Genomic DNA, 13,700 nt, shown 5'->3' on the forward strand with positions numbered 1-13,700 from the left:
ACCGCGATCAGTGCCCGCTAGTTCATGAACGAACACGAGTTCCCGGCCGACGGCATGAGGGTGGGGCGAATAGGGGCATTGCCGTCCAAAAAGCACCCGCATTCCCGAATCCACGTACGATTGCGTGGTGTTGGGCGTCGACCGGCACCCGATGGCGCGTCACCTGGGGGAGACAGGCAATGGGCAGCGGCCCCGACAAGGTCCTGGACATCAAGACGGCGGATCTGAAGTCGTCGGCGCCCGTTTTCCACGAGCAGGGCCAGAAGCTGAGCCAGGCGCTCACCACGCTCGTCGAAACGCTGGACGGCCTCGGCAAGCCCTGGGGGGAGGACGACGGCGTCAAGAAGTTCGAGACCGGCTACATGGCACAGCAGAAGGCGATCGAGAGCGCGACAGGCACCCTGGTCCTCGGTCTCGTCAGTATTCACGAGGCGCTGGTCGACATGTCGGACGGCCATGTCGACAACGACGAGCTGATCGCCGGGATGTTCACCAAGAAGGGCGTCGCGAACAACGACGGGCACGGCAAGGGTGGCAAGTGAGCATCGCGGAAGAGGCCAAGCACGTCCTCGAAAAGCTGGGCCTCAAATGGCCGGACGGCGACCCGGGCAAACTGCGCCAGGCGGCGAAGGCATGGCGCACCTTCGCCGACAGCGTCGAGAAGGTGCGTACGCCCGTCAACAACTCCGCCGAAGCCCTGATCCACAACAACAAGGGCGAGGCGATGGACGCCTTCGAGATCTTCTGGTCCCGCTATGCCGGCAAAGGTGACAAGGGCTGGCTGAGCGATATCCCGAAGGCCGCCAAGGACATGGCCACGGCGCTGGAAGAACTGGCGGACGCCATCGAGGACGCGGTCCACAAGCTGAAGGCCAAGATAGCCATCGAGGCCGGCGTCATCGTGGCCGGTGTCGGTCTGGCCTGGCTCACCGTCGGGCTCTCGACCGCGGCGTCGGCGGCAGCGGCCACGGCGGTCATCGAACTCGGCACCGCCGTGGGCGTCACCATCTCCACCGTCGTCGCCGAGGTCGCCGCGACCACCCTCGTCACCGCCGCCTTCGCGGGCGTGGAGTCCGTCACCGTCGACCTGGCCGTCGCCCAGCCCATGAAGATCAGCGCCGGTCTGCAGCACGGCGGCCTGAGCCTGGACGAGGTCAACGCCGCCGCCAAGGACGGCATGCTCTACGGCGGACTCTTCGGCGGCCTCGGCAGCGCGGCGCAGAACAGCGTCAACTTCGGACGGGGACTCCGCAACCCGCTGTTCAAGAACGCCCGCCCGATCATCGGCGAGGAGGCCCTGGCCGCCCGGCCCACGAAGAACCTCGAATGCGCCCTGGACCCGATCGACGTCGCGACCGGCACCATGCTGCTCCCGCAGACGGACGTCACCCTGCCCGGCGCACTGCCCCTTGTCGTCGAGCGCACCCATATGTCCTCGTACCGGGCGGGCGGCTGGTTCGGCCCGACATGGGCCTCCACCCTCGACGAGCGGGTGCAACTCGACGCCGAGGGCGTGGTCTTCGCCGCCGCCGACGGCATGCGGCTGATCTACCCCGTGCCGAGGCCCGGCGAGCCGACCCTGCCCGCCAAGGGCCCACGATGGTCCCTGGTCTGGGACGGGCAGCCCGACGGCCTGATGACCGTCACCGACCCGCACACCGGTGTCGTACGGACCTTCGGCGGGCTGACCCCCACCGACGTCCCCGGCGCCGTGCAGCTCCCCCTGGTCGGTGTGCACGACCGGAACGGCGCGCGCGTCGACATCGAGCGCACGGCGAACGGCACCCCGACCGCCCTCCGCCACTCCGGCGGCTACTACCTCGCCGTCGACACGCACGGCGCGCGCGTCACGGCGCTGCGCCTGCTGGACGAAGCGCCGTCGCCGTACGAGCCGGCGGGCGCGCCGGGCCGGGGCACGGTCCTGGTCCGCTACGGCTACGACGACGCGGGAAACCTGACGGAGGTCGTCAACTCCAGTGGCAAGCCGCTGGTTTTCACCTACGACGCCGAGGGCCGGATAACCTCCTGGACCGACCGCAACGGCACGTCGTACCACTACGTCTACGACGCACGCGGGCGTGTGGTCCGTACGGAAGGCAGCGACGGCTTCCTGTCCGGCACGCTGGCCTACGACGACGGGACCCGCACCACGACGGTCACCGACTCGTTCGACCGGGCGACCACTTACCGCTGCAACGCGGACGCCCGGGTGATCGAGAAGACCGATCCACTGGGACACACGACCCGCACGGAATGGGACGAGTGGGGTGACCAGCCCCTCGCCGAAACCGACCCGCTCGGACGCACGACGCGCTACGCGTACGACGAGACGGGCAGCCTCATCCGCGTCACCCTCCCCGACGGCACGTCCGGACAGGCCGCGTACGACGGGCTGTGCCGCCCGACGGAGGTCACCGAGCCGGGCGGTGCGGTGTGGCGGCACACGTACGACGAGCGGGGCAACCTGCTCACGACCACGGACCCGGCAGGGGCTGAGACCTCGTACACGTACGACGAGGCGGGCCATCCGACGGCTGTTACGGACGAGTTGGGGCACACGCATCGGATCACCTGTGACGCGGCGGGTCTGCCGGTCACGGTCGTCGACCCTCTCGGGCACACGACGGAGGCCGTGCGCGACGCTTTCGGCCGTGTCGTGGAAGCGACGGACCCGCTGGGCCGGTCGACCCGTACCAGGTGGACGGCGGAGGGCAAGCCGAGCCTCCGGGAGTACCCGGACGGTACGCACGAGACGTGGACGTGGGACGGCGAGGGCAATCTCCTCACCCACACGGACCCCGCGGGCAACACCACTCGCCACACGGCGGGTCACTTCGACCTCCCGACGTCCCGCACGGACCCCGACGGCACGGCGTACGCCTTCGCGTACGACACAGAGCTACGACTGACGGGGGTGACGAACCCGCAGGGTCTGACGTGGACGTACGCCTACGACGAGGCGGGCCGCCTCACGTCGGAGACGGACTTCAACGGCCGCACGCTCACGTACGAGCACGACGCGGCGGGCGGGCTGGTCGCCCGGACGAACGGTGCGGGCGAGACGCTGCGCTTCACCCGCGACCTGCTGGGCAGGGCGGTCGAGCAGTCCGGGGCCACGTTCGCGTACGACGAGTCGGGCCGGTTGACCCGGGCGGCGAATGCCGACGCGGAGGTCGTCTTCGAGCGGGACGCGCTGGGCCGCGTGCTGTCCGAGACGGTCAACGGCCGCACGACGACGTACGCGTACGACACGCTCGGGCGCCGCACACGCCGTGTCACCCCTTCCGGTCTGGTCTCGGAGTGGACGTACGACGCGACCGGCCGCCCGGTGGAGCTGCGGGGCGACGCGGGCGCGCTGACCTTCGCGTACGACGCGGCGGGCCGGGAAGTGGAGCGCCGCCTGGGCGAGGGCGCGGTGCTCACCCAGGAATGGGACGCGGCCGACCGCCTGCGCAACCAGGTGGTGACGGGCGCGGCGAACCGCCTCCTCCAGCACCGCACCTACGCGTACCGCGAGGACGGCTACCTCACGGAAATCCGCGAACTGACCTCCGGAACGCGCCGTTTCGACGTGGAACGGTCGGGCCGGGTCACCGCGGTGAACGCGCACGGCTGGCGCGAGACGTACGCGTACGACGCCGCGGGCAACCTGACGTACGCCAAGGCCCCGGCCCACGAGGCCCCGGGCGGCCGCGAGTTCGAGGGCACGCTGATCCGGCGAGCGGGCCGGACGGCGTACGAGCACGACGCGCAGGGGCGGCTGATCCGCAAGACGCGTCGGCTGTTGAACGGTCAGACGCGCGCGTGGACGTATGAATGGGACGTGGAAGACCGCTTGCGGGAGGCGGTGACCCCGGAGGGTGAGCGCTGGCGTTACGCGTACGACCCCCTGGGCCGCCGAATATCGAAGGCGCGGGAATCGGACGAGACCGTCTTCTCCTGGGACGGCACGAGGCTCTCCGAACAGACGCTGCCCGACGGCCGAACAACCACCTGGGACTACGCCCCGGGCACGCACCGCCCACTGACGCAGACGGACCACACCACCCTGGCCCGCGAGCCGGGCGAGTCCCTGATATCGGCCTTCACCGAAACCACGGACCTGACGCCGACCTTCCACGCGATCGTCACGGACGCGGTGGGCACGCCGACGGAACTGGTCACGTCGGCAGGTGAGTTGGCGTGGCAGCGGCGCACGACGCTATGGGGTACGGATCTTCCGGCGCCGCCGGCTGACGGGGTCGATTGCCCTCTCCGGTTCCCGGGCCAGTACCACGACCATGAGACGGGGCTGCACTACAACTACTTCCGGTATTACGACCCGGAGACCGGGCGATATGCCGTACCTGATCCGCTTGGGCTTGAGCCGGCCCCTAATGACTATACGTACGTTCCGAATCCACTTGCTGAAGTAGATCCCTACGGGCTTGCACCGCGATGTCCGCAGACAGCGCCCGAAAGTGGAGCAGGGATACCGACGCGGACACCAGCGTCCGTGGGGCATTCGGCGACGGACAACTACAAGAAGAACTTCTTTGATGCCAACCCAGACCTAAAGGGAAAGGTTGTCGTGCATCACGCAATTGAGCAGCAGGTACTTAGGAGGTACCCGGGGCTGTTCTCTTCGGGTGAGCTCCACTCTCTTGAGAACCTCCGAGGGATCCCCAAGGGTGCGGTAAACAGTGCCGTACACTTGAGTGAAATCCGCATTCTTTGGAACCGATTCTATGAATCGCATCCAAACCCGACGCGGCAGGAAGTTCTGGACTACGCTACCCACGTGGACGATAATGTCGGGCACTGGTTCACGCCACGTGTCAGGTAGTGGTCGAAGCTCTCTCAAATCCAGGGGATTCTGTGTGGCATGAGTTGATTTTGCGGCTGGCTCCCGAGGTGGAGGCCGCCGACCCCGCCCCCGTCTCCGCTGTCGATGCAATCGAGAGCGGCCTTGGTCAGGGCATCCCGGAGGATCTCAGAGCCCTCTTGCTTGAATTCAACGGTGCGCTGGATATTTACGGGACGGATATTGTCTGGACCGCTGAACGGATCCTTGAGGACAACTCGGCGTTTCGCGGCAACCCTGCATTCGTGGACCTCTACTCGTCGTTCGACGACATGGTCTTCTTCGGCGACAACGGTGGGGGCGATCAGTTTGCGTTCACTCGTGGTCGCGATGGCGTTTTCGTGTGGGACCACGAAACCGATGAACGGTACAGGGTCGCCGACTCTCTTGAGCAGTATCTTGTGAGTTGTCTGGAGAGTGACGGAGAGGATTGGTACCGGGCAGGTTCCACGGAGTGATCGCATGAGAAAAGATGGCCGCCGCGTGACCTGTCCGCCGCCCCCGGGTCCTGGATCTGATCCATCATGCTGACCCTCCGCTCATGGCTGAAGAGGTAGTGGTCCAAGCGCTCGCCCACCGCCCTATTGCGCTGTAGTTGCGAGGGCCGAATGTCCTCGTTGGAGGCAAGGTCTCTCGGAAGTGATGATGGATATGGTCGGCCTGTGCGCTCCTCCGGGGAAGAGGGGCGCACAGGCCAGGCGCCAGCGTGCTACACGGCTCGGGCTATCTGGGAGCGTACGAAGACCGTGGGGCCGTCGTCCGGGTGCAGGTCCGGGTTGTTGAGCGGGACCGTGAATTCGTCCACGATGCCCGGTTGGAAGACCAGGGCCATGCTCGATCCGCCGTAGCTGAAGTAGCCCAGCTCGTCGCCCTTCTTGACCGGGTCGCCGACCTTGAGGCCCTTCCTCCACTCGATCGAGGAGACCTCTTCCATACCGATCACCACGGCACACACCATACGGTTGCCCAGCTCGGGGCCGGTCTCGATGAATGCCAGGCCGCGGGTGTTGACGTTCGACTGGTAGCCCTGCGAGTGGGTGAACGTGGTCGGGTCCGGGCTCGCCGATTCGACGTGGCTGAACATCAGGCCCGGCACGATCTCCAAGTGTCTGATCGTCCCGTCCACCGGAATGTTCCACCGGTGGAAGCTGTTGACGGACAGGAACGACTGGTACACGTCGCCGCCGACGAACTTCTGGACATACTCGAATCCGCACTCCGGCCCGTGCAGCATGTTCTCCAGCGAGTACGGCTGTCCCTTGAGCCAGAAGTCGGCCTGCCTGGGCACGCCGCGCTGGATGTTGTAGACAGTGCCATCGTTGGGCGCGACGATGACCGACGGGTCGTCCTTGCCGGCCAGGGCCCGGAAATCGTCCTTGATGGGGCGGTGGAAGAAGTCGTTGAAGGAGGTGAATCCCCAGTGGTCCTCGTTCTGGCGGTCCCAACACTGGTACTCGTACAGCTTGTTGAGTTCGATGGCAGGTTGTGAGAACCAGTCCCGGCTGTTCAGCACGTGCTTGCTCTCCGGGCTGTTCAGGTAGTGGCACCACCTTTTGAGGATCTTCTGGAGCTTCTCGCCGAACGCCTGGTTGCGGAACAGGACCGTGCCGGACGGCGTCAGCCGCATATAGCCGAACAAGGCGGACATCGGCAGGAAGATCTGCTTCAGTGGATCCCGGTTGTACGAGGGCGCCCACGTGACGATGACATTGAGGTACTGGACCAGCTCGTCGACGCTGCGGATGTGCCGGTGCTCCTCCGGCACTTCATTGATCATCTGTGATGCGTACATCCGGACGATGCCGTCCGAGTCGATGAGGTTCGCAAGATCCTGCACGGTGGAGTCGAGGTCTTCCTTGAGGTCCGCCGCCCGCTGGGCGAGGCCCTTGTGGAACTCGTCGATCGCGACGGGGTTCCGCGGCAGATAGCCGCTTGCCCGGCCGAAAGTGTTCTGATAGCGCGCGTGGAGTTCCTGTGGGGTGATGACAGCGGTCATGGCCGTACTCCTCACTGATCACTCGGGCTCGGCGGGACGCATCCTGCCACTGCGCCGGAGGCGCTGTAACCGTGAGAATCCGGCCACGTTGTCCGCTTGCGCGGGGCCGTCGTCAGGCGGTGGCGCGAACTCGTCTGGTCAACGGACAGTCGCCGTACCGGTCGTGCCGGCCATGGATGGGTTTGCGGGCGTCCGCCAGTCCAACCGGTTCGCTTTGATGCGGGATATCAGGGGGCGGAGTCTGCTCGGCGAGAGCTTGAGCATGGTCTCCGGGGCGTCGCTCTCGCGGAAGCAGATCCCCCCGCTGGGGGTGGTTGCCAAGGAGATGCATGCAGAGCCGGATTCGCAGTGCGAGGATTGCTGCCAGTTGATGTCGGGCATGTTGGCACCCTTCAGAAGCTCATAAGTGCATGCCGGTCAAGCTTGTTTGCCTTGATGCGAGATATGAGGGCGCGAAGTCTGGTGGGGGAGACTGCGAGTATGGACTCCGGGGTCTCGCTCTCGCGGAGTTGGACTGCTCCTGCAGGGGCCTCGGCCAGGTATATGCAGGAGGAGGCGGCCTCGCTGTACGAAGATTTCTGCCACCTGGTGAGCGTTGCCACTGTCTTCCTCTCAATCGCCTTGGGTGATCCGGTGGATCAGGTCGCGCGATGGGCCCGCCTGCAAGGCAACTCCCTGCATCCGGTCCAGCGTCAAGCGATACCTTTCCATGCGCGCAGCTGTGTGGATCGCCTCTCCACCGTGCGCAGTGTCGACCTGAACGCTGTCCAGTTGGGTCACCGGCCCATAGAGGTAGTCGACTCCATGTCCTGCGATGGGGAAAGAAGTGCCATCGAACGGGATCGCCAAGATCGTGATGTTGTCCCGCTCGCTCATGGAGAGCAGGTGAGCAAGCTGCGCTCGCGCCGTCTCCAGTCCGCCGAACTGCATCCTCAACGCGGCCTCGTGGATGATCGCCGTATAGGGCGGCGGATCGTTACGGAACAAGATCTCCTGCCGCTTGATGCGATGCGATACCCGATACTCCAGCTCGTGTGGCATGAGGGGCGGCAGGAACTCGCGGAACACGGCGCGGGCGTGTTCGGGAGTTTGCAGTAGCCCCGGAATAGTGATGACTTGGGCAACCCGCAGGGCCGTTGCGTGGTGCTCGACCTCCGCCAGATCCAGGAGAGACGTCGGGAGCGCCTCGCGATACTCCGTCCACCAGCCCCCTCGGCGCTCCTCCGCCATGTCGGCCAACGCATCGATCAACGCCTGATCCGTGCAGTCATAGTTGCGCGCCATCGCGCGGACACGGTCGGCGCTGACGCCGACGCGGCTTGCCTCGATGTTGCTGATCTGGGCCTGGCTCGTGCCGAGGAGTCGGCCGGCTTCGGTGGAGGACACGCCCGCCTGCTCGCGGAGCTTGCGGAGTTCGGCGCCCAGGCGGAGTTGACGAGCTGTCGCCGTGTTTCTGACGGGCATCTGCGGTCTCTTCTCGTTCGTACACAGTGCGCATGGGTCGCCCACACGGGTGCTCAAGTGAGTTATTTGGCCACCGTGGCGAATAAGTTATACGCGCCGCGCTAGCGTGTGAGCCAAGCCACTCGACCGGCCCGTACGGGCCGCCGCGTGATTCAACTCCCCATCCCGCCAGGAGACTCCATGGCCACCGTAGCCAACCCGCAGCCCTGGACCTACACCCTCGAACTGCCGCGCGACCCCCGCGCGCCCGGGATCGCCCGTGCCACCCTGCGGACCGTGCTCGTACGGCACGGCATGCGGGAACTGCTCGACACCGCCGAGCTGTTGGCGTCCGAGCTCGTGACCAACGCGTACGTACACACCGCCGGGCCGTCCTCGATGCGGCTGCGCGGTACGGGTGAGGAGACGCTGCGGGTCAGTGTGTGGGACACCAGTCCCAGGGTGCCCGCGCTGTTCGGCGAGGCGAAAGAGGAGCCGTACGGGTGGGGTCGGGAGGGCGACAACGGGCGCGGGCTGCTGCTCGTCCGGCTGTGGGCCAGTGCGTGGGGCAGCGACGTGGCCGATGTGGTGCCCGGCGGCAAGTCGCTGTGGTTCGAGCTGACGCCGCTGGAGTCGGCGAAGCGCCCCGAACCTGCCGGGAAGGTGACCCCGTTCGGCTGTGCCGAGTGCGTGGAGCTGGAGGCCGTTCGCAAGAAGGCCGCGGCCGGTGCGGACGGGCTCAAGGCCGCCGTCGCCGTGCTCGACGCGCGCAGGCACATCACCTATGCCCACCTGGCCCCGGCGGTCGTGCGATGAGGAGCAAGTGCCCCCACCCCTCAGGGTGGTCCCGTACTGGCGGCGGCGCGTCCCAATGCAACGCCTGCGGAGCCCGCCGCTTCGCCGATTACAGCGCGCTCCGCCCGCCAGGGCTCCCGTACTGGAACACCCTGAGCCGGCCGGACCGCCATGCAGCGGACCGCGCCGCCGCTTGGCGCGTGGCGCGGCTCAGTGGAATCCGGTCTCGGCGAAGGAGCAGTCGCCGCGCTCTGCCCACGGCAGGACCTGGCGGGATGCGAGCCGTGGGGGCTGCCGGAAGTACTGGCGGTAGCCGGAGGCGCGGAATTTGAGGTCGAAGGAGTGGCCTTCGATGTGCCATTGCGGATAGCCCTGTTGACCGTCTTCCGGCGGCAGCCGGTGCACGGCGTCGATCACGAGATCCGGGGCCATTCCCTTGAAGTCGAGGTCTCCTTCGAGATCCCAGACGCTGTCGAAGACGAGCGTGGCCGGGGAGATCCAGAAGGAGAAGTACGTCTCCGGCGGGGTCGGGTGCACCCAGCGGACGATGTGGTCGAGGTCCAGGAGAAGGTCCGGCAGGATCTCGTCGGTCTTCCTCATGGAGAAGCCGTAGACGGTGGCGTCATGCCAGCCCATTTCCTCGAAGTCGGTATCGCTCCAGATGCTCTTCGAGAGCCCTGATTCCTGGTGGATTCCGGTGTCCATGTCCACATACGGTAGAGGATGTGCCGCCGGCCGGCGGGAGCTTGCTCCGTGCACCCCGTGCTCGGGTCGACGTCGAAGCCGATCGTGTCGTGGCCCTCGTCCAACTGCCAAGAAATTCCCTCGGCTTCGGAAAGCCGTCACCATGGTCGGGTAAGAAGACCCGCTGGTCACCACATGTTCACCTCGCGGCTCTACCCGCATAGACGCATCGGATGGTGTCATGCGCACAACAGCCCGATACATCGGCCGGGCTCGGACCGCAGGAGCAGCCCCCATGCGTACGTCGTTCCGAATAACCGCCTCGGCGGCATCCCTGGCGCTCGCCGCCGCCGGACTCCTCACCACCGGAACCGCCCACGCCCGTACCGCCCCCACCGCGGGAGTCGCGTCGGCATGCAGCCAGTCGCGCCTGCCGCTGCCGGACGCGTCCTGCCAGCCGGGCGCGTACAACCCCGACGTCACCCAGGCCACGATCGGCTCGACGATCTGCGTGCCCGGCTGGACGAAGACCGTGCGCCCGCCGGTCTCGTACACCACCCCGCTGAAGATCCGTCAGATCGGCGAGTACGGCTACACCGACACCGACACCGCGGACTACGAGGAGGACCACCTGGTCCCGCTCGAACTCGGCGGTGCCCCGAAGGACCCGAAGAACCTGTGGCCCGAGCCGCGCTACGGGGACCAGCCCGCCGGTGACAAGGACTCCGTGGAGAACCAGCTCAAGACCGCGGTCTGCAACCACCAGGTGACGCTGGACGCCGCGCGCAGCGCGATCGCCACCGACTGGACCACCGCTCTGGCCGGCCTCGGTCTCGGGTGACGACCGTCGGCCCGGACCGCCGGACCGGGCCGATGCCCACGAATATCGCGTCGCGCGGCACTTCGGACATAGGTGAGAATGCTTCCTGCTTACCTATGTACCAGGAGATTCATGTACAAGCGCTTGCCCTCGCTCGCCCTCTGCCTCGCGGCCGCCGTTCTCGGTACGTCGGCGTGCGGCGCGTCCGGTGAGAGCCGCTCAAGTGCCTCGGCAGCACCGGCCGCCGCGTCGTCCGCGCCTGCCGCCGCCCCGTCGGAGCAGAGCGCGGCGACCGGCCCCGCGGAAGCGCGGACACTGACGGCGCTGTCCTCGATGCTCTACCTCAGGACGGTCCGGAAGAACTATCCGGACCTGGAGCGCATCGACGACGACGCCCTCGTCGAGCACGGCAACGCGCTCTGCACCACCCGGGGCGCGGCCCTCGGTGACCAGTTCAAGAAGACCGTGAAGGAACTCGACATCACCCCGAAGCAGGCGTCGGGAATCATGGGAGCCGCGCACGCCTTCTGCCGGTAGCGACGACCGGGGCGGGCGGGTCAGGAGGTCTGCCGGCCCGCCCGCCACTCCGGTGCGAGCACCGACCAGATCTCCTCGTCGTGCCGCTCGCCCCGGTAGAGGTAGCTCTCCCGCAGCACGCCGTCCCTCGTCATGCCGAGCCGCCGGGCCACGGCGATGCTGGGTCCGTTGCCCGCCGAGACCCACCAGTCCACGCGGTGGATGCCGCGTTCCTCCACGGCCCAGTCGATGAGCACGCGCGCGGCCCGGGTCACCAGGCCCCTGCCCACCGCCGACGGCTCCAGCCAGCAGCCCGCCTCGGCGGTGCCCTGCGCGACGTCCATGGTCCGGAGGATGACGGCGCCGACGAGCCCGCCGTCCGTACGGATGCCGCAGATCCGGCCGGTGTCGGCGGCGGTCTTGTCCACGTACGCCTGGAGGTATGCCCGGCTCGACTCCAGATCCGTGACGATGTCGGGCAACGCGTTGTACCGCCCGATGAATTCGCGCCCGCGGTCGATATGGGCGAGGAACTCACCGGCCTGCCACGGTTCGAGCGGGCCGATTTCCGCGCCGTCGTCGCCCAGGGATATCGCGTACATCGTCACCTTCCGGGGTCGGTATCCGCCCGCAATACGGGGAGGGGGGATTTTCTCACGGGCGGTCGGCAACCCCCGGAGACGTACTCTGTCAAGAGCCCTGCCCGCCAGAGGCGTGCATATGTGACCCGGATCACTGGAACGGCGATCCGGCTGCGGACAACTCTTAACGTGAGCCAATCCATACACGACCGCATACGACGCGGTGACCCGAGAGCCTTCCGGCAGCTCTTCGACGACCATGCCCAGCTGGTCTACCGGCATGCCGTCCGGGCGACCGGCGGCGACTGGGCCACGGCGGAGGACGTCGTCTCCCTGACCTTCCTGGAAGCGTGGCGGCTGCGCGAGAGACTCCGCGACGAGGGCGACAGCCCACGGCCATGGCTGATGGGCATCGCCGTGAACGTCCTGCGCAACATCTCCCGCGCCGCGCGCCGGCACGAGCACGCGATGGCCCGGCTGCCCGCGAAGGAGACGATGCCGGACTTCGCCACCGACCTGGTGGGGCGGCTGGCCGACGCCGAACACCTGGCGGCCGCGAAGAAGGCGCTCGGCAGGCTACGGCGCTCCGAGCGCGAAGTGATCACCCTGTGCGTCTGGTCCGGCCTCAGTTACGCGGAAGCCGCGGAGGCACTCGATGTGCCCGTGGGAACGGTGCGCTCGCGCCTGTCCCGGGCCCGGACGCGGCTGCGCAAGCTCGCCGACCACGAACTGCAGAAGCTCACCACGAGCAGCACGGAAGCCGACCTCGGCGCCCCCGCCGTCACCCACGGCACCGCCGCCGACATGCCCAGCACGAAGAAGGAGCAGTGGAAGCGATGACGTCCACCCCCGGCACCCCCGGAAACCGGCCCTTCGACCACGCCGAGTTCGACGTGCTGCTGCCCGCGCCCGGCGACCCCCAGCTGTCGCCCGCCCGGCAGACCCTGCTCAAGGAGCACCTGATGGACGAGATCCAGCGCACCGCCCCCGCCCCCCGCCGCTCCTTCTCCCTCCCCCGCACCCGGCGCGCCCGCATCGCCTGGTTCGCCCTCCCGATGGCGACGGCCGTGGCCGCCGGCGCGGTGGCACTGGGGCCGATGGGCCTGGGCCATTCGTCCGACAAGGGCGTACAGGCCGGCCGCGCGTTCACCTCCGCGGACGCGGTGGCACCCACCGTCGTCACCCTGACGCCCGGTACCACCGAGGGGCTCTCGGCCGCCGCCGACCACATCGCGCTCGCCGCCGCGAAGCAGACGCCCCTCGCCCCCGGCAAGAACCAGTACCTCTACGTCGAGAGCAAGGTCTCGTTCCTCCAGAGCGAGGAGAGCGACGGCGAACAGAAGAACTGGATACCGCCGCTGCACCAGCGCCAGATCTGGCTGTCGCCCGACGGCACGAAGGGCTACATCTACGAGCCCGACAACGGCACCGTCGTGAACTTCGACGACTCCTCCAACGACAAGCGGCACTCCTACGAGGGCATGAAGGCACTCCCCACCGACCCCGACGCCCTGCTCAAGCGGCTCTACCAGGGCGGGAAGCCGGGCGACCCGGAAGGCGACTGGGGCGCGTTCAAGGAACTCGGCGACATGCTGCACGAGCAGCTCGCGCCGCCGGAGGTCAGCGCCGCCCTGTACCGGGTCGCGGCCAAGATCCCCGGTGTCCAGTACGTCGACAAGGCCGCGGACGCGGGCGGCCGCGAAGGCATCGCCATCGCCTTCGTCAACGGCGACATCCGGCACGAGTGGATCTTCGACAAGAACAGCTACGCCTACCTCGGCCAGCGCCAGGTCCTGGTCAAGGAGGCCTACGGGATGAAGCCCGGCACCGTGATCGGACAGACCACCGTCGTCGAACGCGCCGTCGTCGACGCCAAGAAGGAACTGCCGGACGGCCGCAAGCTCTGACACCACCCGGACGAGACCGGCCACGCGGGCGGACGCGCAGCTCCGGGCCGGCCACGGCTGTGGTGTCGGTGCTGCTCGGGCCTCGCGGGCCGCTGTGGCGGGTACGGCTTGCCGG

Annotated in this window: 14 protein-coding genes and 1 pseudogene; 9 read left to right on the forward strand and 6 right to left on the reverse strand. The window is 67.6% G+C overall.

All coding sequences use genetic code 11. The annotated features are described in order from the left end of the window. Nucleotides 1-179: 179 nt before the first annotated feature. The 3 genes from ACWD4A_RS14000 to ACWD4A_RS14010 are packed head-to-tail and all read left to right on the forward strand — an operon-like array spanning nucleotide 180 to nucleotide 5,301. Nucleotides 180-542, forward strand: a complete 363-nt coding sequence (locus ACWD4A_RS14000; protein WP_451193432.1) for a hypothetical protein — start codon at nucleotides 180-182, stop codon at nucleotides 540-542. Beyond that, nucleotides 539-4,825 (forward strand): DUF6531 domain-containing protein, encoded by a 4,287-nt coding sequence (locus ACWD4A_RS14005; protein ID WP_451193433.1) that lies wholly within the window; start codon nucleotides 539-541, stop codon nucleotides 4,823-4,825. The genes ACWD4A_RS14000 and ACWD4A_RS14005 overlap by 4 nt, the downstream gene beginning before the upstream one ends. Then, nucleotides 4,825-5,301 carry an SMI1/KNR4 family protein gene (locus ACWD4A_RS14010; protein ID WP_451193435.1) on the forward strand — a complete coding sequence of 159 codons (477 nt, stop codon included), beginning with the start codon at nucleotides 4,825-4,827 and terminating at the stop codon, nucleotides 5,299-5,301. Before ACWD4A_RS14005 ends, ACWD4A_RS14010 begins: the two co-directional genes overlap by 1 nt. Before the next feature lie 251 nt (nucleotides 5,302-5,552). On the opposite strand, the gene ACWD4A_RS14015 is transcribed toward ACWD4A_RS14010, so the two are convergent. The 4 genes from ACWD4A_RS14015 to ACWD4A_RS14030 form a co-directional block, all read right to left on the reverse strand. Further along, on the reverse strand, nucleotides 5,553-6,839 hold the full coding sequence (locus ACWD4A_RS14015; protein WP_451193436.1) for a phophatidylserine decarboxylase associated domain-containing protein: 1,287 nt from the start codon (nucleotides 6,837-6,839) through the stop codon (nucleotides 5,553-5,555). A 138-nt stretch (nucleotides 6,840-6,977) separates the two neighbouring features. After that, nucleotides 6,978-7,220 carry a DUF397 domain-containing protein gene (locus tag ACWD4A_RS14020; protein ID WP_451193438.1) on the reverse strand — a complete coding sequence of 81 codons (243 nt, stop codon included), beginning with the start codon at nucleotides 7,218-7,220 and terminating at the stop codon, nucleotides 6,978-6,980. 11 nt (nucleotides 7,221-7,231) lie between these two features. Then, entirely contained in the window at nucleotides 7,232-7,441 is a 210-nt protein-coding gene (locus ACWD4A_RS14025; protein WP_451193440.1) for a DUF397 domain-containing protein, read from the reverse strand. A 10-nt stretch (nucleotides 7,442-7,451) separates the two neighbouring features. Then, on the reverse strand, nucleotides 7,452-8,303 hold the full coding sequence (locus ACWD4A_RS14030) for a helix-turn-helix domain-containing protein (protein ID WP_451193443.1): 852 nt from the start codon (nucleotides 8,301-8,303) through the stop codon (nucleotides 7,452-7,454). Between the two features lie 180 nt (nucleotides 8,304-8,483). Here ACWD4A_RS14030 and ACWD4A_RS14035 point away from each other — a divergent pair, with 180 nt between their 5' ends. Together ACWD4A_RS14035 and ACWD4A_RS14040 are read left to right on the forward strand one after the other, a co-directional pair. Continuing rightward, nucleotides 8,484-9,098, forward strand: a complete 615-nt coding sequence (locus tag ACWD4A_RS14035; protein WP_451193445.1) for an ATP-binding protein — start codon at nucleotides 8,484-8,486, stop codon at nucleotides 9,096-9,098. Next, a pseudogene (locus ACWD4A_RS14040) lies at nucleotides 9,095-9,274 on the forward strand (DUF6255 family natural product biosynthesis protein); the annotation flags it as partial. The gene ACWD4A_RS14035 and the pseudogene ACWD4A_RS14040, both read left to right, overlap by 4 nt. 13 nt (nucleotides 9,275-9,287) lie before the next feature. Here the strand turns inward: ACWD4A_RS14040 and ACWD4A_RS14045 are convergent. After that, the gene (locus ACWD4A_RS14045; protein WP_451193448.1) at nucleotides 9,288-9,782 is read right to left on the reverse strand and encodes a hypothetical protein; all 495 of its coding nucleotides are present in this window, start codon (nucleotides 9,780-9,782) and stop codon (nucleotides 9,288-9,290) included. Nucleotides 9,783-10,056: 274 nt separating this feature from the next. On the opposite strand from ACWD4A_RS14045, the gene ACWD4A_RS14050 reads away from it, so the two are divergent. Then, on the forward strand, nucleotides 10,057-10,602 hold the full coding sequence (locus tag ACWD4A_RS14050) for a hypothetical protein (RefSeq protein ID WP_451193451.1): 546 nt from the start codon (nucleotides 10,057-10,059) through the stop codon (nucleotides 10,600-10,602). Nucleotides 10,603-10,713: 111 nt separating this feature from the next. Beyond that, complete coding sequence (locus tag ACWD4A_RS14055; protein ID WP_451193454.1) at nucleotides 10,714-11,118, forward strand: hypothetical protein; 405 nt, start codon at nucleotides 10,714-10,716, stop codon at nucleotides 11,116-11,118. A 20-nt stretch (nucleotides 11,119-11,138) separates the two neighbouring features. On the opposite strand, the gene ACWD4A_RS14060 is transcribed toward ACWD4A_RS14055, so the two are convergent. Further along, nucleotides 11,139-11,699, reverse strand: coding sequence for a GNAT family N-acetyltransferase (locus ACWD4A_RS14060; protein WP_451193457.1), 561 nt, complete (start codon nucleotides 11,697-11,699; stop codon nucleotides 11,139-11,141). A 168-nt stretch (nucleotides 11,700-11,867) separates the two neighbouring features. On the opposite strand from ACWD4A_RS14060, the gene ACWD4A_RS14065 reads away from it, so the two are divergent. Then, complete coding sequence (locus ACWD4A_RS14065; protein WP_451193460.1) at nucleotides 11,868-12,518, forward strand: RNA polymerase sigma factor; 651 nt, start codon at nucleotides 11,868-11,870, stop codon at nucleotides 12,516-12,518. Then, on the forward strand, nucleotides 12,515-13,585 hold the full coding sequence (locus tag ACWD4A_RS14070; protein WP_451193464.1) for a CU044_5270 family protein: 1,071 nt from the start codon (nucleotides 12,515-12,517) through the stop codon (nucleotides 13,583-13,585). Before ACWD4A_RS14065 ends, ACWD4A_RS14070 begins: the two co-directional genes overlap by 4 nt. The last annotated feature ends 115 nt before the right edge of the window (nucleotides 13,586-13,700 follow it).

It is taken from the genome of Streptomyces sp. NPDC002537 (assembly GCF_053594975.1).